The organism is Loktanella sp. Alg231-35 (assembly GCF_900143545.1).
Classification (GTDB): domain Bacteria; phylum Pseudomonadota; class Alphaproteobacteria; order Rhodobacterales; family Rhodobacteraceae; genus Yoonia.
In genome coordinates, this window is sequence record NZ_FREV01000006.1 from 80696 (window position 1) to 98934 (window position 18239).

The window sequence follows — 18239 nt, forward strand, 5'->3', positions numbered from 1 at the left end:
CCTACCTGTTCATCGACGGGTTCTGCGCCTCTTGTATACCATAGGTACAAATCCAGTGGCCTTAAGCAAATCCGAGGGAGCTGGCTCTGTTTGGATCCTGGTCTGATTACCTGGCGCCCACCTGTATATACAGGTCCTCGGGATTAGTTACCTCTACGGTCGCCGCGGTTCCCGTCACCTTTGATCCCAGACATACCCCCGCCATGACGTCGATCAATCTGCGTGTTGCGCAGGCACCGGGACCGGCAACATCACCTGGCGGGATCAGCGCCACAAAAGTTGCCGACAGCCACAAAACAGTGGCGCAGACATAGCCGCATCAGATCGGGTTCTTTGTCGGGACGCATGGGCGATCTCCTTACCCGGCCACCTTAGCCAATTAGGAAACTACGACAAACAGCGGGCGTGTGACCTTAGCGGCCAAACGCCTCTGGCTGTACCTCGCGGGCCATGTGATCAAGTACGGCATTCACGAACTTCGGTTCTTTGCCGTCAGCAGAAAATGCCTCTGCCACGCCCACGAATTCGCTGATCACGACCTTGGGTGGCGTCTGCTTAAGCACCAATTCCGCTCCAGCAGCACGAAAAAGCGCACGCCAAGTTGGATCGATCCGCGCAATCGGCCATTTCGCCACCAAGGCGCGGTCGGTCATCTGATCAATGGTCGCCTGTTCATCGACGGATTTTTCCATCAGGGCGCGGAAGGTGTCCACATCCCCTTCGGTCATCTCGCCTTCGTCATAGACAGCGCCAAGGCGGTGATCTTCAAATTCGTGCACCACGGCATCAACGGTCTGGCCCGATGCCTCCATCTGGAACAGTGCCTGCACAGCATAGAACCTTGCTGCGGATTTCATCTTGCGTTTTTGATTGTTCGAAAGGGTCATGTGGTGGTCTTGTTGTCCGTATCGCCAGCCATCAGAATCTCGCGGGTGAACCCCACGGCTTTCTCGGCTTGGCCCCACTTACGGGCGAGTGCGATCAGGTGCAAGGCCGCAGCAGCCGCCCCACCACCTTTGTTCATTTCAGCCGGATCAGCGCGGACTTCGGCTTGGCCCCGGTTCTCGACCGTCAGGATGCCATTGCCGATGCACAGGCGTTGCAGCCCAAGCAATTGGATCGCGCGGCTGCTATCATTGCACACGGTATCGTAATGCGTCGTCTCGCCCCGGATCACGCATCCAAGGGCCACGTAACCGTCAAAATTGCTCATCTGTTCGGCAATGCCGATGGCCGTAGGAATTTCCAGCGCGCCGGGCACTTCAACCACGTCCCAGGTGGCGCCCGCCTTTTCGATCTCGGCCTTGGCACCGGCGATCTGATTGTCCGAAATGTCTTTGTAATAGGGTGAGGCAACGATCAGTACTTTGACCGGCTTATCAAACTGGGGCAGCGGCATGATGTAGTGGGATGGGCCAGCCATTATCCAATCTCCGAAATTTTGCGCGTGCCGACAATTTCCAACCCATAGGCATCAAGCCCCACAACCTTTGGCTGGGGTGAGTTGGTCAGCAGTTCAATCTCATGCAAACCCAAAGAGCTCAGGATCTGCGCACCCAGCCCGTATTGGCGCAGGGTCTGGGGCGAGGCATCCTCGCTTGGATCCAGCTTCATATGGACGTCGCGCAACAGCACCAAGGCGCCACGGCCTTCTGCGGCAATCAAGTTCATGGCATCACCAAACTCGTCGCGACGCCCTGTCGGGCCAACGCCGACGACATCCAGCATTGGGTCCATGGCATGCATGCGTACCAAGACCGGTTTGTTCGTGCTGATGTCCCCTTTGATCAAGGCGATATGCTCGGCCCCTTGGGTTTCATCGGTGTAGATGCGCAGCTCCCATTCACCGCCGAATTCGGATTGGATCGTGCTGGTTTCACGCACGCGCACCAGATTATCATGTCGGCGGCGATAGGCGATCAGATCGCTGATGGTGCCGATCTTGATGTTATGGAGCTGAGCGAATGCGATCAGGTCAGGCAGGCGGGCCATCTCACCGTCTTCTTTCATGATTTCGCAGATCACGCCCGATGGGTTCAGCCCAGCCAGACGCGAGATATCAACGGCGGCCTCGGTATGCCCCGCGCGGACCAGCACACCACCGTCACGCGCGCGCAGCGGGAAAACGTGCCCTGGTGTTGCGATATCCGCAGCCCCTTTGGTCCCGTCGATGGCCGTAGCCACGGTGCGAGCACGATCATGGGCAGAGATCCCGGTGCTGACACCTTCGCGGGCTTCGATGCTGACCGTAAACGCGGTTTCATGGCGGGAAGAGTTATGCGAGGCCATCAGTGGCAGGCCAAGCGCATCAATACGCTCGCCCGGCAGCGTCAGGCAGATCAACCCGCGCCCGTATTTCGCCATGAAGTTGATCGCATCAGGTGTTGCCATCTGCGCAGGGATCACCAGATCGCCTTCGTTTTCGCGATCTTCATGATCGACCAGCACGAACATCTTGCCGTTGCGGGCGTCTTCGATGATCTCTTCGATCTTGCTGATCGCATCAGACCAATCGCGTTCCACAGGGCCGGGGGCTTCAAAGTTCTGGTTCATGGGGCTTTCCGCGTTGCACTGCTTCGCAGATAGCCCAGCGGCAGGTGTTTGAAAAGCGTCTAAGCGCCGGTTGAGCCTGTAACGTAAGGTGGGTCTTGACCCACCTGCTCGTCAAAGAATGCAGCCGCTGGCAGAAAACCCGCCATCTGCGCCGCCTCCGCCCATTCGCGCTCAAATCCAGTTTCGCCGATCATCACAAGACGATCGGCAGGGTGGCCCTGCGATGTGGCAATCAAACGGATCTGGTCGCGCATCTGCGACCAACTATCGGTGAACCTTGGTGCCGCAAAGGCCCGCGCCAGCCCGGCACAGGTGGCCAAATGCGTTGGCGTCACTGGCCGATGGGCAATGCCGGTACATTGTGCCCTTTGTAGTGACAGCAGTTTTTCCGAACGCGCCGCGGGGACCGCCTGGCCGTCATGCAGAACCCGCAACGCATTGTTCGAAAACAGAAAACCGATCAGGTCATGACCCGTGCTCGCCCTAATCCCGGCGTATGTCTTATAAGGCAGCCCTAGCTCAGCCGCCCGGCGCACGCGCAGACGCACCACCTCAATCGGAAGCGTTGGCATCAGATCCTTGCGCGCTTTCTTCCAGACATGTCTGCGCCAGCTTTTGCCCGGCTCATCTACCCGGCCAGAGTTATGTCCGATCCCTGCCATCACTCATCCATCCTACTGCTTGACCAGCAGCCTCACGTGCGGCGGCCTCGCTGTCAAATGAAGCGGGCGGCGCTTCTGACAAATATCGCCAGCCGTGGGGGTCTTCGGGGTCTCGTCTGCATTCGCGATAGGCAAACCGCCCATCTATCAGGCGCAAAATATCAATGCAGCGGTCACCGGTGTCGTCTTCGATCGAGGCCAGCACCAGCGGCTTCATCAGCCGTAATCGCGCAACCGCGCGACATAGCGGGCCATTGTGTCGATCTCCAGATTGATGGCGTCACCGACACGCGCATCGCCCCAGGTCGTTGCCGTTTTGGTATGTGGGATAAAGTTGATGCCAAATTCGGTGCCTGCAACCTCGTTCACTGTCAGCGAAGTACCATTGAGCGCCACAGACCCTTTGGGGGCGATAAACCGGGCCAGATCATCCGGCGCGCGTAACGTGACACGGGTGCTGTCACCTTCATCATGCATCGCCACAATCTCGGCTACGCCGTCCACATGACCGGACACGATATGACCTCCCAACTCATCCCCGACCTTCAAGGCACGCTCAAGGTTCAGCGGCCGGCCGACGTGCCAGGCGTTGCGGCCAATATTGGTAAGGTTCACGGTCTCCGCGCTGACCTCAACATCAAACCAGTTCTGCGGATCAGTCCCCAGCGCGATCACCGTCAGGCATACCCCATCACAGGCAATCGAAGCACCGATATCGATCCCGGCGATGTCATAGCTGGTTCCGATCCGTGCCCGCAGATCACCACGTTGTTCAAGTTCTAACACCTTGCCGATATCTGTGATGATGCCTGTGAACATGATAGCCCTTTCATTGCGCCCCCCTGACGTAGCCGAGCCGCAACGCGCGGGCAAGCAAGACCGCTTGCCAGCCCGCCATAAAAGCGACAGGAATAGACCTTAAGACAACGACAACCTACCAACAGGCTGCCTTATGACCACAGCCCGCACCTTTCTTTTCCTACAGGGGCCACATGGCCCCTTCTTTCGGCATTTGGGAAAGATGCTGCGCAAGACAGGTGCTGCCGTCTGGCGTGTTGGGTTCAATGCCGGGGATGCCGTATTTTGGCGCCGCACACCGGGCTATATTCCATTTACCGAAAATCTGGCGCATTGGCCTCAAGCGCTCGCCAGCATTCTGAACGAAAAGCAGATCACAGATATCGTGATCTACGGCGATACCCGCCCCCTCCATGCTGAAACCGTCAAACAGGCGCGCGCCCTCGGCCTGCGCATCCATGTTTTTGAAGAGGGCTATCTGCGCCCCTATTGGGTCACGTATGAGCGGGACGGCAGCAACGGCCATTCGCGCCTGATGGATATCAGCGTGCCACAGATGCAGGCAAAGCTGGCGCAATCCGGCCCGGACGTGCCAACACCGCCTGCTCAATGGGGCGACATGCGCCAGCATATCTTTTACGGCGCAGTCTATCATTGGTTTGTGATGTTCCGAAACGGGCGCTATCCGGCGTTCCGCACCCACCGCGCCACGCCGATCCGGCGCGAGGCAGCGCTTTACACTAAGCGCCTGCTTTCAATGCCGTTTCTTGCGGTTGGACGGGCTCTCGCGACACGGCGGATCACGGCGGGTGGCTATCCTTATCACGTCGCCCTGCTGCAGTTGGAACATGACGCCAGTTTTCAGGCGCATTCGCCGTTTGATGACATGTCACAGTTCATTTCTGACGTGATTGCGGGCTTTGCAAATGGCGCGCCCAAACACCATCACATCATCTTCAAAGGGCATCCGCTTGAAAACGGGCAGTCGCCGCTGCGCCGGATGATTGCTGATGCTGCACGCACCCACGCGGTGTCAGAACGGGTGCATTACCTGCGCGGCGGCAAGCTCGCGCAAATTCTTGACGATGCCCGGTCTGCAGTGACAGTGAATTCCACTGCTGGCCAGCAAGCACTTTGGCGCGGCATCCCGTTGAAATCCTTTGGCACTGCGGTTTATGACAAACCGGAATTCGTCTCAGATCAGCCCATCGCGGCCTTCTTTGCCGCACCCCATCGCCCCGATCTGGAAGCCTATCGCGAGTACCGGGAGTTTCTACTTGAAACAAGCCAACTTCCCGGTGGTTTCTATTCCGCCTCAGGGCGCAAACAGTTGTTGCGCCATGTCGTAGATAAAATGCTTGCCCCGCTCGACCCTTACGATGCGCTCAGCGCCGTAGGTTCCTCAGAACGCGCGCCAATCCGCGTTGTGAAGTAACCGGACCTGCCGTAGCGTGCCGCAATGACAGATACCAAGCGCCAGAACCTTTACGTCTACAACGGCGGTTTTCTGACCGAAGGGCGCGTGCGCCGGATTTTAGATCTGGCAGGCTTTGATATCAAACTCGGCGCGCCAAAGGGTGACGATCTGGTCGGCGTCTGGGGCCACAGCCCGACAGCGCCACGCGGTGAAGCGGTCGCAACCCGCAAGAGGGCAGATATTGTCAGGGTTGAAGACAGTTTTCTGCGGTCAGTGCGTTTAGGGCGCGATGGTGACAGCCCCATTGGCCTGAACATCGACCGGACGGGCGTTCACTTTGATCCCGAAACACGCTCTGACCTTGAAACCATTCTGACCGAGGACCCGCTGGATGATACTGTCCTGCTCAACCGGGCCAAGGCAGGCATTGCGACGCTCAAGGCCGCGCATCTGTCAAAGTACAACGCCTTTGATCCCGCCCTGCCGGTGCCTGATCCCGGTTATGTGTTGGTCGTCGATCAAACCCGCAAGGATGCATCAATCAAGGCCAGCGGTTGCGACAGCAACTCTTTCCGCGAGATGCTGTTTTTTGCCCTGACCGAACACCCCGGCGCGCGGATCATCATCAAGACCCACCCCCAGACCAAGGCCGGGCACAGCGAAGGGTATTTCACCGATAAGGACGCCAATGAGCGTATCACGGTTCTGGATGGGTCCGTCTCGCCCTGGGCGCTGCTGGATGGCGCGATTGCCGTCTACACCGTGTCGTCACAATTGGGGTTCGAGGCGATCCTAGCGGGGCACAAACCTGTTGTTCTGGGTCAGCCCTTTTACATGGGATGGGGGCTGACCGATGATCGCAAGCCGCTGCAACGCAGGCAGCGCACCCTCACCCGCGCGCAGCTTTTTGCGGGCGCGATGATCCTTTACCCCACATGGTATGATCCCTTTCACGACCGGCTTTGCAGCTTTGAAGAGGCAGCAGCGACCCTTGCCAGTGCGGCAACGGCCTGGCGCGATGATTACAAAGGCTGGGTCGCCGCAGATATGCGCCTGTGGAAACGCAAACCACTGCAACAGGTCTTTGGTGGCAGCAAAGCAGTGCGTTTTGCCCGCGGCAACGCCGCCGCGCGCAAAGCACAACGCCGCGACGCGCGCCTGATGCGATGGGCCAGCAAAGGTGGCGACGATGCCACATTGGTCGAAGACGGCTTTCTGCGTTCGCGGGGTTTGGGGGCTGATCTGATCGCGCCGCTTAGTCTGGTTCTGGATGATGTGGGCATCTATTATGACGCAACGCGGCCCAGCCGCCTTGAGAACCTACTGAACGCATCTGATGCGCTGGATGATGGCGCGCGTGCGCGGGCCACAGCCCTGATCGCGCGGATCACCGATGCGCGACTGTCAAAGTACAACCTGACCCGGTCATCCCTGCCAGAGCTTCCCAAAGGTCGGCGCATTCTGGTGCCGGGACAGGTGCAAGATGATGCCTCAATACGACTGGGCACAACGGACGTGACCGATAATGAAGGGCTTCTGGCCGCTGTGCGTGACGCAAACCCGGCGGCGGTGTTGATCTACAAACCGCACCCCGATGTCGAGGCAGGCCTGCGGCCGGGGGTCGTGAGTGACGCAGACAAGCTGGCAGATATGATCCTGACTAGCGCCGATCCCATCGCAGCGATTGATGCCGTTGATGAGGTCTGGACCATGACATCGCTCATGGGGTTTGAGGCCCTGCTGCGTGGCAAGCAAGTCACCTGTCTTGGTTCGCCCTTCTATAGCGGCTGGGGGCTGACCGACGACCGTGCCATGCCCATTGGCCGACGAGTTGCCCGCGTTGACCTGCCCGCCCTCGTGCATGCCACACTGATCGCCTATCCGCGCTATCGCGATCCCGTCACTGGGCTGCCCTGCCCTGTTGAAGTGATCGTGGATCGCATCGAAAACGACGACCTGCCCAAACCCGGCGCGGGCAATCGCGCATTGGCAAAACTGCAGGGCCTGTTTGCAAGCTACGCGCATCTTTGGCGCTGATCAGGTCCGCCGCCAACTGTGACAGATGTCATCGCCCACAGGCTGGACCTGCTCCAACGCAAATCGCGGCGCTTGGGCCAGTTGATCAATCCCCATACCGGCCAGCATCGGCGTGCCTTCCGCGCCAATCGCCGCCCCGGCAGAAAACACCACAAGGCGGTCCACCAGATCAGCATGCAACAGGGATGCAGCCAGCATGCCGCCGCCTTCGCAAAAGACGCGCGTGATACCCTCTGCGGCCAAAGCCGCCATCACCGCCGCTGGATCAACCTGCCCCGCTGCAATCTGACACGGCAGGCTTTTGGCGCCTGCGGTAGCCCATGCCGCAACATCCGCATCGGGACCGTGGCACAGCCAGACCGGTACATCGCGGGCGGTCTGCATCAGCGTGGTGTCTGCCGCAATCTTCATGGCGCGCGAGACAACAACGCGCACAGGTTGCGGCACATGGCCCATGCCGCGCACCGTCAGCGACGGATCATCGGCCCGCACCGTACCGGCACCCACCATGACTGCGTCATGACGTGCGCGCATCATATGGACAGCACGGCGCGCAGCAGGGCCAGTGATCCATTTGCTTTCACCCGTGGCCGTAGCAATGCGACCATCCAGAGTGCCCGCTAGTTTCAGCGTCACAAAGGGGCGCTGCTGGGTGACGCGCAGAAAGAACCCCGCGTGGTCCTGATCTGCCCTTTTACCAAGAACACCTTGGGTGACGGCGATGCCTGCCGCCTCTAGCATGGCAATCCCGCGACCAGAGACGCGCGGATCAGGATCACCTGTCGCGACCACGACACGCGCTATTTTTGCATCAATCAAGGCCTGCGCGCAGGGGGGCGTTTTACCTACATGGGCACAAGGCTCCAGCGTGACATAAGCCGTAGCCCCGGCCGCGGCAGCGCCAGCCTGCGCCAGAGCGCGGGGTTCTGCATGCGGGCGGCCGCCATCAGCCGTCCAACCGCGCCCCACCACTTGCCCGTCTTGGACAATGACACAGCCAACAGCCGGATTTGGCCAAACACGCCCCATACCGCGCCGGCCCAATGACAGGGCCACCGCCATGAAACGTACATCCGCGTCTTGGGTCACTCTTCGTCTTCAGCAGGGGTATCAGGACGCAATTCGCTGACAAATTTGTCGAAATCGTCTGCGGCCTGGAAGTTCTTGTAAACGCTGGCAAAACGCACGTAGGCGACGGTGTCGATCCGCGCGAGGCTTTCCATCACAATCTCACCAATGGTGCCCGACGGTATATCCGTCTCGCCCATGCTTTCCAGACGGCGCACGATGCCGCTGATCATCTGATCAATGCGTTCAGGCTCTACGGGGCGTTTCTGCAAGGCGATCCGGATTGAGCGTTCCAGCTTGGGGCGGTCGAAATCTTCGCGCCGCCCGTTGGTTTTGATCACCACCAGATCACGCAGTTGCACCCGCTCGTATGTGGTAAAGCGTCCGCCACAGGCCGGGCAGAACCGCCGCCTGCGGATCGCCACGTGATCTTCTGCGGGGCGGCTGTCTTTGACCTGAGTGTCAACATTTCCACAAAATGGGCAACGCATGCTGGATCCTTATCTCTCGCTTATGGGCCTATCGCTTGTGTCGCGGCCCAACTTATCCACAGGCACTATAGGAAGCATGTCAGGTTTTGGGTAGTGGGCAATTTGAGGCGCAAGATGCAGCGGAAGAACCGTTGCCGTTGGGACTCGGTTTTGATGAGCGTTCAGCACAAATGCGCCACGACATTGCGCGTATGTGGCCGGTCGCGATGCTCAAACAGATAAATCCCCTGCCATGTCCCCAGCGCCATGCGCCCTTCGGTAACCGGAATAGTTAAATGCGTGGGCAGCAATGACGCCTTGATATGGGCGGGCATATCGTCGGGTCCTTCGTAGGTGTGGGTCAGATAGGACATGCTGGGGTCTGTCGTGGGCGGCACAAGCCGCGCAAAAAAGTTCTGCAGATCGGTCTGCACCTCGGGGTCAGCATTCTCCTGAACAACGAGGCTGGCCGATGTGTGTTGTATGAACAGGGTCAAAAGGCCTGTGCCCACAACCCAATCCGCAACCTCGCGCGTAAATTCATATAGGCCGGGGCCGGATGTCGAAATCTCAAACCGTGTTTGCATGCCCGCACAATCGGCGGGGGATGGGCAAAGTGCAAGGGCGCAGGGGCTACTCTTCCACGCAGGCCAGAGATGCCTGCGGGCGGGCCGCTTTGTCGTCCGATGCGTCATCCGACAGCCCCAGAATTGAGGCCAATAGCGGAGCCATAGAAACCGCGCAGGTCCCTTCATGATCGCTTGCCACGGTGGGTAACATCGCGACCCGTGTGAGCGAGGCATAGGATTGCGGTACCGGTTCGGTGCCGTAGGCATTGGCAGCCGGAACCAATGAAACAGAGAGCATCGCTGCCGCAAATGAGATCGAGAGTTTGGTCATGACGACATCCTTTCTGATCTAGGATGTGCGCCTAAGTGGTGGCATTTTCAATGTGCTGAAACCGTATGTCACGTGATCGTAAATGCACATGAGCACCGCGTGAGCGGCTAAAAGCTGCATTTATCCGAACAACCGCTCGCCCTGCTCGTCAATAATCTGCTTGGCCTTGGCGACCGATGCTTCCTCTGCCTGTTCCTTGGAATTCAGCACATCCGAGCGGATCAACAATTGTTCTTGCCCGCCTTTTTCAATCCGAGCCGCCAGCCGCCAGCCGCCGCTTTCCTTTTGTGGCGTGGGCGTTATGGCGAAACCATTGTAGGTTTCAGACAGCGCTAGCGCAGGGGTCTTACCGCCACCGAAGAGTTTGGAAAAAAGTGACATGGGTCTCTCCTGTTGAAACTCGAGAATATGAACAACACAAATAGAAGTGAAGGCGTGAAGGATCGCGACGTGCCGTGCATGCACCGCTACGCAATCCTAGACTTTCAAAGAAAGCCACATGTTTACGTGCTGATCTTACTGATCCAAGAACGACCGCAATTTCCGAGACCGGCTTGGATGCTTCAACTTCCGCAACGCCTTTGCTTCGATCTGGCGAATACGTTCACGCGTGACGCTGAACTGCTGGCCCACTTCTTCAAGCGTGTGGTCCGTGTTCATACCAATGCCGAAACGCATCCGCAGCACACGTTCTTCACGCGGAGTAAGTGAGGCCAGAACCCGTGTTGTGGTTTCCTTGAGGTTTTCCTGAATGGCGCTGTCCAAAGGCAGGATCGCATTCTTGTCCTCGATGAAGTCACCCAACTGGCTGTCTTCCTCGTCACCAATTGGCGTCTCAAGGCTGATCGGCTCTTTGGCGATTTTCATCACCTTGCGGACCTTTTCCAAAGGCATTTGCAGCTTCTCTGCCAATTCCTCCGGCGTCGGCTCACGGCCAATCTCATGCAGCATCTGGCGACCAGTACGGACCAGTTTGTTGATCGTTTCGATCATATGGACCGGGATACGGATCGTGCGCGCCTGATCAGCGATTGAACGGGTGATCGCCTGACGGATCCACCATGTCGCGTAGGTCGAGAACTTGTAGCCACGGCGGTATTCGAACTTATCGACCGCCTTCATCAGGCCGATGTTACCTTCCTGGATAAGATCAAGGAATTGCAGGCCGCGGTTCGTGTATTTTTTGGCGATGGAAATGACCAGACGGAGGTTCGCCTCGACCATTTCTTTCTTTGCCTGACGTGCCTCTTTTTCGCCCTTCTGGACCTGCTGCACGATCCGGCGGAATTCGGTGATGTCGACACCGACATATTGACCAACCTGGGCCATGTCGCTGCGCAATTCTTCGATTTTTCCGGTCGATTTCTCGATCATCATCTGCCAGCCGCGGCCAGATTTCTCTGACATCTCTTCTAGCCAGTTAGGATCCAGTTCGCGTCCGCGATAAGCGTCAATAAACTCGCGGCGGTTGATGCGGGCCTGATCGGCCAGTTTCACCATAGAGCTGTCGATGGACATGATCCGGCGGTTGATGCCGTACAGTTGGTCGATCAGCGCCTCGATCCGGTTGTTGTGCAGGTGAAGCGAGTTCACCAGTTCCACAATTTCGGAGCGCAGTTTCTGATACTTCTTTTCCTGCTTGTCAGAGAATGATGAATCCTCGTTCAAAGTCGCGGACATCCGCGCATCCTGCATGTCGGAAAGGTCAGCGAAGTCGCGTGCGATCAACTCAAGCGTTTCAAGAACGCGTGGCTTAAGGGCAGCCTCCATTGCGGCCAAGGACATGTTGGCCTGATCGTCATCATCATCGTCGTCATCTTTGGCAATCGGGTTGCCATCGGCGTCAAGCTCTTGCGCCTCTTCCTTCTTCGGCTCGGTTCCGGCGACAGCGGGTGCTGCGACAACGGTTTCTTCCTCGCCATCTTCGCCCAGTTGGTTGCCAAAGGTGGTTTCAAGATCGATGACATCGCGCAAAAGAATGTCTTCGGACAAGAGTTCGTCGCGCCAGATGGTGATCGCCTGAAATGTCAGCGGGCTTTCACACAGCCCAAGGATCATCGTATTGCGGCCAGCCTCGATCCGTTTGGCGATGGCGATTTCGCCTTCGCGGGACAGCAATTCAACGGAACCCATCTCGCGCAGGTACATGCGCACCGGGTCATCCGTGCGGTCGAGCTTTTCCGTCTCGGCGCTACCAATGGTCACATCGCGGGAACCGGACACTGTCGCGACTTCGGTGCCGCCCTTGTCGTCTTCGGCTTCTTCGCTTTCTTCTTCTTCGGTGACCTGAATGCCCATTTCAGAGAGCATCGACATCACGTCTTCGATCTGATCCGACGACACCTGCTCTGGCGGCAGCACCGCGTTCAGCTGGTCATATGTGATATAGCCCCGCTCGCGCGCGTCAGCGATCATTTTCTTGACCGCGGCTTGGCTCATATCAAGGCTGATATCGCCGTCCTGGTCACCATCTTTACGGTCGTCGTTGTCTTTCGCGGCCATGCAGAATGCCCCTTCGAATGCGTTGTTCCCCTGCCGAAGTGATTCGGCTGATTCGGCTTTTTCCGAATCAACCTCGCATCGAGGTGATTCGCAAGCAGATGACACTTTGTTTTTAGTGACTGTGGCTTGATTCACGACTTAGAGCGATTGTGCCCTTTTGCAAAGTTGATTTGGTCAAGAAGTTGGTCAAATGCACTTTGCTCGTCTTTCTTCATGCGGGCGCCGTTCTCACCAACGGCATATTCGGCCCGGTCTTCGTTATCACCCCGCCCCGCTTGGTCCAGCGCGGCAGAGGCTTGCGCCAAACGCCATGTCACCCCTTCATCTGCAACGCCGCTGAGATCCTCAACCGCGTCTTCGATTTCGCGTGCATGGCCGCGTCTGGCCACTAGCTTGGCAAATTCTTCGGCCAGGCAAAGCCGGGCCACATCAACATCCCCTGCCCGACGCACCGCCGGGCTTATGGCCACATGGTTCTGGGCGAGCAGCTTTTCAAGGGGCTCCGATCCCAGTTCGGCATTTATTGCCTTGGCAGGGTCCTCTGCATCCAGATGGCGCAGCAAGGCCGCCTGCACATCCCGGTGCAATGGGTCATGGCAATCCATCTGCTCCAGCGCCGTTTCAAATTCTGTGGCCACCGCTGGCGTCACCATCATTGTGGCCAGAATGACCGCTTCGCGCAGATGCCCTTCGTCCGCCGTGCCCGCAGCCAAGGCCGATGCGCGCGCCGCAGCCACAGGGCTGACCTCGCGTTTCCAAGCCTCTTGCTTGGGGTTCCAGTTGCGCGTGCCTGCCTTGCGCGCCGCCCCCGGTTTGCGCGTCGAAAACAGCGCCCAGCGCAAATCCTTGATCGCTTGACCATAGTGGCCGCGAATTGACGTATCCTTAATCAGGTTGATCTTTTCGCGCAGCGCCTTGTCCAGCGCCGCCTTGCGCTCGGGGCTGTCAAACACCTGCCCGTCGGTTTCACGTTGCCACAGCAGTTGCACCATTGGGATCGCCTGATCGAGCAGCTTCTGCATTGCCCCTGCCCCTTGCGTCTTGATCAGATCATCGGGGTCCATCCCTTCTGGCATCAACGCAAAGCGCAGCGATTTCCCGGCCTCTAGTAGCGGCAAGGCGATATCAATCACACGCATTGCCGCGCGCAGACCTGCCTTGTCACCATCCAGCGCTATGATCGGCTCTGGCGCGATCCGCCAGAGCAGACGCAACTGATCCTCGGTGATTGCGGTGCCCAATGGGGCGACGGTAGCACCAAACCCCGCTTCGCTAAGCGCGATCACATCCATATAGCCCTCGGCGACGATCAGCGGCTTGCCTTTGCCAGCCGCCTCACGCGCGGGTCCGTGATTGTAAAGGCTGCGCCCTTTGTCAAAGAGAGTGGTTTCGGGCGAATTGTAGTATTTTGCCGGATGGTTGGGGTCCATCGCCCGGCCACCAAACCCAATCGCCCGCCCGCGTGCATCGCGGATCGGGAACATGATGCGGTCACGGAACCGGTTATAAAGACCGTTGCCCCTGTCACTCTCTGCCGCCAGTCCGGCTTCAATCACCAGCTTGGCCTCAACCCCTTTGCCGGTCAGGTGTTCCAAGGCGCCTGTATTGCCGGGAGCAAAACCAATATCCCAGCGCGCCTGCGCATCAGCACTCAGCCCGCGCCGCTCCAGATAGTCGCGGGCCTCTGCGGCGGCACCTGTCTGCAATTGCAACCGGTGAAACTGCACGGCCTGCTCCATCACGTCGACCAAAACGCTGCGATGATCGGCCTTTTCCTGCGCACGCGGATCGCTGGCGGGTACTGGCATGCCAGCCTCGGCCGCAAGGATCTTCACGGCCTCCATGAAATCCACATTTTCGGTCTCGCGCACAAAGGAAATCGCATCACCCTTGGCGTGGCACCCAAAACAGTAGTAGAACCCTTTGCGGTCATCGACGTGGAAACTGGCGGTCTTTTCCTGATGGAAAGGACATGGCGCCCACAAATCGCCCTTGCCCTGATTGGACTTGCGCGTGTCCCATATCACCTTACGGCCCACGACTTGCCCAAGGGACAGCCGTGTGCGCAATTCATCAAGGAAACCGGGTGGCAGACTCATAGCGGCAGTATCTGCTATTCAGCCGCCAATGGAAATGGGGGCTAGGCGCGTAAGGCAACGCCACGCATGGCGACCTGCAGTTCATGCACCAAAGTCGCAGCCATTGATCGCATAGCCATGATTTCAAACGCGGCAGGCCCAGTGCGAGTAATCGTCACCGACATGTGCCCTAGCATGGTTTTGGCCACATGGTTTGTTTTGAAGGCAGATGGGCGCAGATCGACTGGCACGAGACGGGCAAGCACATCTTCGACGCCCGCGCCCGCAATGGAAACGACCGCCCAAGCATCAGATTGATCGGTCACTGCCGCCAACCCATGAAGCGACACATCACCAGCCAGCATCCACGTGCCATGGCCAAACCATGTAACAGCCCCACTGCGTCGGTTCACTGCAGGCAATCCTGCACTAACCTGCGCTTTCAATGCATCGGATGCCGCCTTCTGTTTCCCCTCAAACGGAGCCACACTGACGCACCGCTCTAATGCCACCTCACGCAGCTCCATACTGCCTTCGCTGATCGGCAAAAGCCCGTCACAGGGTGTCAAAGCAATCAAATTAGCCACGTGCGCGCCCTCCTGTCGGATCAAAGAACACTGGATCGCAGACCTCTACCTCTTCGGTGATGTCCCTTAGGTGATCGCGCAGCTTGATCACATCGCCATGGCGCGCGCGGCCATCCTCAAGGAACCCAAGGGCCAGATGTGTGTCCAGCGTCGGGGAATAGCAGACCGAGGTTGTGTAGCCTTTGCTGTTCACCCGCGTTTCTGCTGCATCCGTTTCAAACAGATGCGCGCCAGCCATCAGGACATTATCCGCGCCCTTCGATTTCAGACCGACCAGTTGCTGGCGTTCGTCCCCCACCAAGCCCGGTCTGGCAGCCGCTGATTTTCCGATGCAATCTTTCTTGGCGCTGATCATCCGCCCCATGCCGATATCAAAAGCAGTTGTGCGCCCGTGGATTTCCGCATGGGTGATGAACCCTTTCTCAATCCGCAGCACGTTAAGCGCTTCCATACCATAAGGACCGCCGCCCATCACCTCGGCCTGTGCCGTCAGCATCCGAAACAGGCTTTCGCCATAGCGCGCAGGCACTGCCACCTCATAAGCATGCTCGCCCGAAAACGAGATGCGGAACAGCCGCCCCTTCACACCTGCAACATCAACCTCACCGCAGGCCATGAAAGGCCATGTCGCTTCATCAAGCGGCTGATCCAGAACAGCGTTTAGCAAATCGCGCGCCTTCGGTCCGGCCACGGCAAATTGCGCCCATTGTTCGGTTACCGAAATCACATTGGCGTTCAGGTCCGGGCGCAGCGCCTGCAGCACGAACTCAAGATGCCGCATGACCAACCCGGCGGCGGCCGTGGTCGTGGTCATCACAAAGTGATCTTCTGCCAGCCGCGCCGTTGTGCCGTCATCCAGAACATGCCCGTCTTCACGCAACATCAGCCCATACCGGACACGGCCCGTTTTGAGGGTCGAGAACATGTTGGTGTAAACGAAATCCAGCAAGGCCCCAGCATCTGGTCCCTGAATGTCGATCTTGCCCAAGGTTGAGACATCACAAACCCCAACTGCATTGCGGACGAATCCCACCTCGCGGTCGCAGGATTGCTGCCAGTGGGTTTCGCCCGCTTGCGGGAAGTAGCTAGGGCGATACCACAACCCCGCCTCAATCATTGGTGCTGCGCGCGCAACGGTTGCCTTATGCGAGGTGGTAAAGCGTTCCGGCGCAAAACCTTTGCCTTGGCTGCCTGCCCCCATCGCCGCGATAGGCACCGGCACATAAGGCGGACGGAACGTAGTGGTTCCCGTCTCAGGGATGCCCCGCCCTGTCGCATCTGCCAACACGGCCAAAGCAACCACATTGGACGATTTGCCCTGATCGGGGGCCATGCCTTGGGTCGTGTATCGTTTCATATGCTCGACCGAGCGAAAGTTCTCTTGTGCGGCCAGTTTGATGTCCTTTACATGCACATCATTCTGGAAATCGATCCACATGCGCCCTTTACCCGGCACCGCCCAAAGCGGCGTTACGGCATAAGCCGCATCATCCGCCACAGGGACCGTCACCTTGGGTTTTAACCCAAGGCCCCGTGCAAGGTCAGCAGCAACCGCCGCACCTTCGGCCAAGCAATCTGCGGTGCTAAAGCTGCCGTTACAGGCCCCCGCCGTGACCATCCCCGGAACGCTGTCCGGTGTGGGCACAAAGGATGCGATATCCTCGCGCCATGTCGGGCGCCCGTTCATATGACAGGTCAAATGCACTGTCGGGTTCCAGCCACCCGACATCGCCAGACAATCGGTCTGAATGTCGCGCGTGCCGCCGTTGTGGCTGATCGTGATACCGCTGAGCCCGTGACGCCCTTTGGTCTGAATAACCTGCGCACCTGTATAGATCGGAAAGTCACCATCGATCTTTGCGTCGTCACGGCTGTCGATCAAGGCGGCCACTTTGATACCCGCCGCATGCAAATCGCGGGCGGTGCGGTGGGCGTCGTCGTTGTTGCAAAAGATGGTCACAGCCTTGCCCGGTGCCACGCCCCACCGGTTCAGGTAGGCGCGCACCGCGCTGGCCATCATCACGCCGGGGCGGTCGTTGTTGGGAAATGCGATCGGGCGCTCTAGCGCGCCTGCACAAAGAACCGCATGCTTTGCCGTGATCCGCCAAAAGCAGTTAAGCGGTTTGCCCTTCGCAGTATCACCAGTCACCGTTTCAAGTGCTGCATAGGTGCCCTGATCATAAGCCCCCGTCACCGAAGTCCGCGTCATCAGGCGCACATTGTTCATAGCGCCCAGTTCCGCCAAGACGTTGTGCACCCAATCCACCGCAGGCTGCCCGTCAATCTTTTCGCTTTCGCGGAGCAAGCGGCCGCCCATCGCGGTGTCCTCATCAGCAAGGATCACATCTGCGCCCGCGCGCGCAGCCGTAAGGGCCGCCATCAGCCCCGACGGTCCTGCACCAATCACCAGCACATCGCAAAAAGCAAAAGCCTTTTCATAGGTATCTTCATTGGCCTTGCCACTAAGCGCACCCAGACCTGCCGCACGTCGGATCACCGGCTCATAGAGTTTTTCCCAAAAGCTGCGCGGCCACATGAAGGTCTTGTAGTAGAAACCCGCCCCCAGAAAGGGTGCTGCCAGATCATTCACCGCCATCATGTCATAACGCAGCGAGGGCCAGGCATTCTGGCTGAACACCTCCAACCCTTCGGACACTTCAAGGGTTGTTGCCCGCACATTCGGTTCTGCCTGCGCGCCGCGTCCGACAGTGACCAGCGCGTTCTGTTCTTCGGACCCCGCAGACATGACGCCGCGTGGGCGGTGGTATTTGAAGGAGCGGGCGACCAGCCTAATGTCATTGGCCAAAAGCGCCGCCGCGACTGGTTCACCCGGCACGCCTTGCAGTTTGCGGCCATCAAAGCTGAAAGTGACCGTCTGTGCAGGTGCTTCCAATCTCATCGCTTCACCTTTTCGGCCAATGTCGCCTTGTGGACGGCATGGGTCACCGTGTTACGCTCCACCACCAGCCATGCCCCGCAACCTGCCTCGTGAAACCACAGATCGCGGGTGTCGCCTGCGGGGTTGTCGCGGTTGTGCAGATAGTCATCCCACGCCTCTGGCCCGGCATCAGACGCGGGGCGCGACAAGGCCAGCGCATCGCCCTGATAGTAAAACTCGCGCCGATCACGCTCACCACAATTGGGGCAGGTTATGCGCATGTCATGCC

The 18239-nt window shown here is 58.6% G+C and carries 18 protein-coding genes; 2 read left to right on the forward strand and 16 right to left on the reverse strand.

All coding sequences use genetic code 11. The features are described from left to right. Positions 1-413 precede the first annotated feature (413 nt). The 6 genes from nusB to DHN10_RS15075 are packed head-to-tail and all read right to left on the reverse strand — an operon-like array spanning position 414 to position 4034. On the reverse strand, positions 414-887 hold the full coding sequence (nusB, locus tag DHN10_RS15050) for a transcription antitermination factor NusB (protein WP_108816172.1): 474 nt from the start codon (positions 885-887) through the stop codon (positions 414-416). Next, positions 884-1423 (reverse strand): 6,7-dimethyl-8-ribityllumazine synthase, encoded by a 540-nt coding sequence (locus DHN10_RS15055; protein ID WP_108816173.1) that lies wholly within the window; start codon positions 1421-1423, stop codon positions 884-886. Before DHN10_RS15055 ends, nusB begins: the two co-directional genes overlap by 4 nt. Next, positions 1423-2553, reverse strand: coding sequence for a 3,4-dihydroxy-2-butanone-4-phosphate synthase (gene ribB, locus DHN10_RS15060; protein WP_108816174.1), 1131 nt, complete (start codon positions 2551-2553; stop codon positions 1423-1425). The genes DHN10_RS15055 and ribB overlap by 1 nt, the downstream gene beginning before the upstream one ends. Before the next feature lie 59 nt (positions 2554-2612). Beyond that, on the reverse strand, positions 2613-3215 hold the full coding sequence (locus DHN10_RS15065; RefSeq protein ID WP_108816175.1) for a hypothetical protein: 603 nt from the start codon (positions 3213-3215) through the stop codon (positions 2613-2615). Beyond that, on the reverse strand, positions 3196-3432 hold the full coding sequence (locus DHN10_RS15070; RefSeq protein WP_108816176.1) for a hypothetical protein: 237 nt from the start codon (positions 3430-3432) through the stop codon (positions 3196-3198). Before DHN10_RS15070 ends, DHN10_RS15065 begins: the two co-directional genes overlap by 20 nt. Further along, entirely contained in the window at positions 3432-4034 is a 603-nt protein-coding gene (locus tag DHN10_RS15075) for a riboflavin synthase (RefSeq protein WP_108816177.1), read from the reverse strand. The genes DHN10_RS15070 and DHN10_RS15075 overlap by 1 nt, the downstream gene beginning before the upstream one ends. Positions 4035-4167: 133 nt before the next feature. On the opposite strand from DHN10_RS15075, the gene DHN10_RS15080 reads away from it, so the two are divergent. After that, a complete protein-coding gene (locus DHN10_RS15080) occupies positions 4168-5448 on the forward strand; it encodes a capsule biosynthesis protein (protein ID WP_108816178.1) in 1281 nt (426 codons plus the stop codon). Between the two features lie 24 nt (positions 5449-5472). Then, positions 5473-7467 carry a capsular polysaccharide biosynthesis protein gene (locus DHN10_RS15085; protein WP_108816179.1) on the forward strand — a complete coding sequence of 665 codons (1995 nt, stop codon included), beginning with the start codon at positions 5473-5475 and terminating at the stop codon, positions 7465-7467. Here the strand turns inward: DHN10_RS15085 and ribD are convergent, their stop codons facing one another. From ribD to DHN10_RS15135, 10 genes are all read right to left on the reverse strand, one after another. Beyond that, positions 7468-8529 carry a bifunctional diaminohydroxyphosphoribosylaminopyrimidine deaminase/5-amino-6-(5-phosphoribosylamino)uracil reductase RibD gene (gene ribD / locus DHN10_RS15090; protein WP_108816180.1) on the reverse strand — a complete coding sequence of 354 codons (1062 nt, stop codon included), beginning with the start codon at positions 8527-8529 and terminating at the stop codon, positions 7468-7470. Between the two features lie 23 nt (positions 8530-8552). After that, a complete protein-coding gene (gene nrdR / locus DHN10_RS15095; RefSeq protein ID WP_108816181.1) occupies positions 8553-9026 on the reverse strand; it encodes a transcriptional regulator NrdR in 474 nt (157 codons plus the stop codon). A 161-nt stretch (positions 9027-9187) separates the two neighbouring features. Next, positions 9188-9592, reverse strand: a complete 405-nt coding sequence (locus DHN10_RS15100; protein ID WP_108816182.1) for a secondary thiamine-phosphate synthase enzyme YjbQ — start codon at positions 9590-9592, stop codon at positions 9188-9190. Between the two features lie 46 nt (positions 9593-9638). Next, positions 9639-9905, reverse strand: coding sequence for a hypothetical protein (locus tag DHN10_RS15105; protein WP_108816183.1), 267 nt, complete (start codon positions 9903-9905; stop codon positions 9639-9641). A 120-nt stretch (positions 9906-10025) separates the two neighbouring features. After that, positions 10026-10286: an HlyU family transcriptional regulator gene (locus DHN10_RS15110; protein WP_108816184.1), complete on the reverse strand. Its 261-nt coding sequence runs from the start codon at positions 10284-10286 to the stop codon at positions 10026-10028. Between the two features lie 135 nt (positions 10287-10421). Beyond that, positions 10422-12407, reverse strand: coding sequence for an RNA polymerase sigma factor RpoD (gene rpoD, locus DHN10_RS15115; RefSeq protein ID WP_108816341.1), 1986 nt, complete (start codon positions 12405-12407; stop codon positions 10422-10424). Positions 12408-12538: 131 nt separating this feature from the next. Further along, positions 12539-14506, reverse strand: a complete 1968-nt coding sequence (gene dnaG, locus DHN10_RS15120; protein ID WP_108816185.1) for a DNA primase — start codon at positions 14504-14506, stop codon at positions 12539-12541. A gap of 41 nt (positions 14507-14547) precedes the next feature. Beyond that, on the reverse strand, positions 14548-15072 hold the full coding sequence (locus DHN10_RS15125) for a sarcosine oxidase subunit gamma (protein WP_234417148.1): 525 nt from the start codon (positions 15070-15072) through the stop codon (positions 14548-14550). Beyond that, a complete protein-coding gene (locus DHN10_RS15130) occupies positions 15065-17971 on the reverse strand; it encodes a sarcosine oxidase subunit alpha family protein (RefSeq protein ID WP_108816186.1) in 2907 nt (968 codons plus the stop codon). The genes DHN10_RS15125 and DHN10_RS15130 overlap by 8 nt, the downstream gene beginning before the upstream one ends. After that, positions 17968-18231 (reverse strand): sarcosine oxidase subunit delta, encoded by a 264-nt coding sequence (locus tag DHN10_RS15135; protein WP_108816187.1) that lies wholly within the window; start codon positions 18229-18231, stop codon positions 17968-17970. Before DHN10_RS15135 ends, DHN10_RS15130 begins: the two co-directional genes overlap by 4 nt. Between the last annotated feature and the right edge of the window lie 8 nt (positions 18232-18239).

Coding starts and splice junctions, on each gene's coding strand:
- DHN10_RS15075 (WP_108816177.1), bottom strand. CDS start 4,034: ATGTTCACAGGCATCATCACAGATATCGGCAAGGTGTTAGAACTTGAA.
- DHN10_RS15135 (WP_108816187.1), bottom strand. CDS start 18,231: ATGCGCATAACCTGCCCCAATTGTGGTGAGCGTGATCGGCGCGAGTTT.
- DHN10_RS15105 (WP_108816183.1), bottom strand. CDS start 9,905: ATGACCAAACTCTCGATCTCATTTGCGGCAGCGATGCTCTCTGTTTCA.
- nrdR (WP_108816181.1), bottom strand. CDS start 9,026: ATGCGTTGCCCATTTTGTGGAAATGTTGACACTCAGGTCAAAGACAGC.
- DHN10_RS15070 (WP_108816176.1), bottom strand. CDS start 3,432: ATGAAGCCGCTGGTGCTGGCCTCGATCGAAGACGACACCGGTGACCGC.
- DHN10_RS15055 (WP_108816173.1), bottom strand. CDS start 1,423: ATGGCTGGCCCATCCCACTACATCATGCCGCTGCCCCAGTTTGATAAG.
- dnaG (WP_108816185.1), bottom strand. CDS start 14,506: ATGAGTCTGCCACCCGGTTTCCTTGATGAATTGCGCACACGGCTGTCC.
- DHN10_RS15080 (WP_108816178.1), top strand. CDS start 4,168: ATGACCACAGCCCGCACCTTTCTTTTCCTACAGGGGCCACATGGCCCC.
- ribD (WP_108816180.1), bottom strand. CDS start 8,529: ATGGCGGTGGCCCTGTCATTGGGCCGGCGCGGTATGGGGCGTGTTTGG.
- nusB (WP_108816172.1), bottom strand. CDS start 887: ATGACCCTTTCGAACAATCAAAAACGCAAGATGAAATCCGCAGCAAGG.
- rpoD (WP_108816341.1), bottom strand. CDS start 12,407: ATGGCCGCGAAAGACAACGACGACCGTAAAGATGGTGACCAGGACGGC.
- DHN10_RS15085 (WP_108816179.1), top strand. CDS start 5,473: ATGACAGATACCAAGCGCCAGAACCTTTACGTCTACAACGGCGGTTTT.
- ribB (WP_108816174.1), bottom strand. CDS start 2,553: ATGAACCAGAACTTTGAAGCCCCCGGCCCTGTGGAACGCGATTGGTCT.
- DHN10_RS15130 (WP_108816186.1), bottom strand. CDS start 17,971: ATGAGATTGGAAGCACCTGCACAGACGGTCACTTTCAGCTTTGATGGC.
- DHN10_RS15110 (WP_108816184.1), bottom strand. CDS start 10,286: ATGTCACTTTTTTCCAAACTCTTCGGTGGCGGTAAGACCCCTGCGCTA.
- DHN10_RS15065 (WP_108816175.1), bottom strand. CDS start 3,215: ATGGCAGGGATCGGACATAACTCTGGCCGGGTAGATGAGCCGGGCAAA.
- DHN10_RS15100 (WP_108816182.1), bottom strand. CDS start 9,592: ATGCAAACACGGTTTGAGATTTCGACATCCGGCCCCGGCCTATATGAA.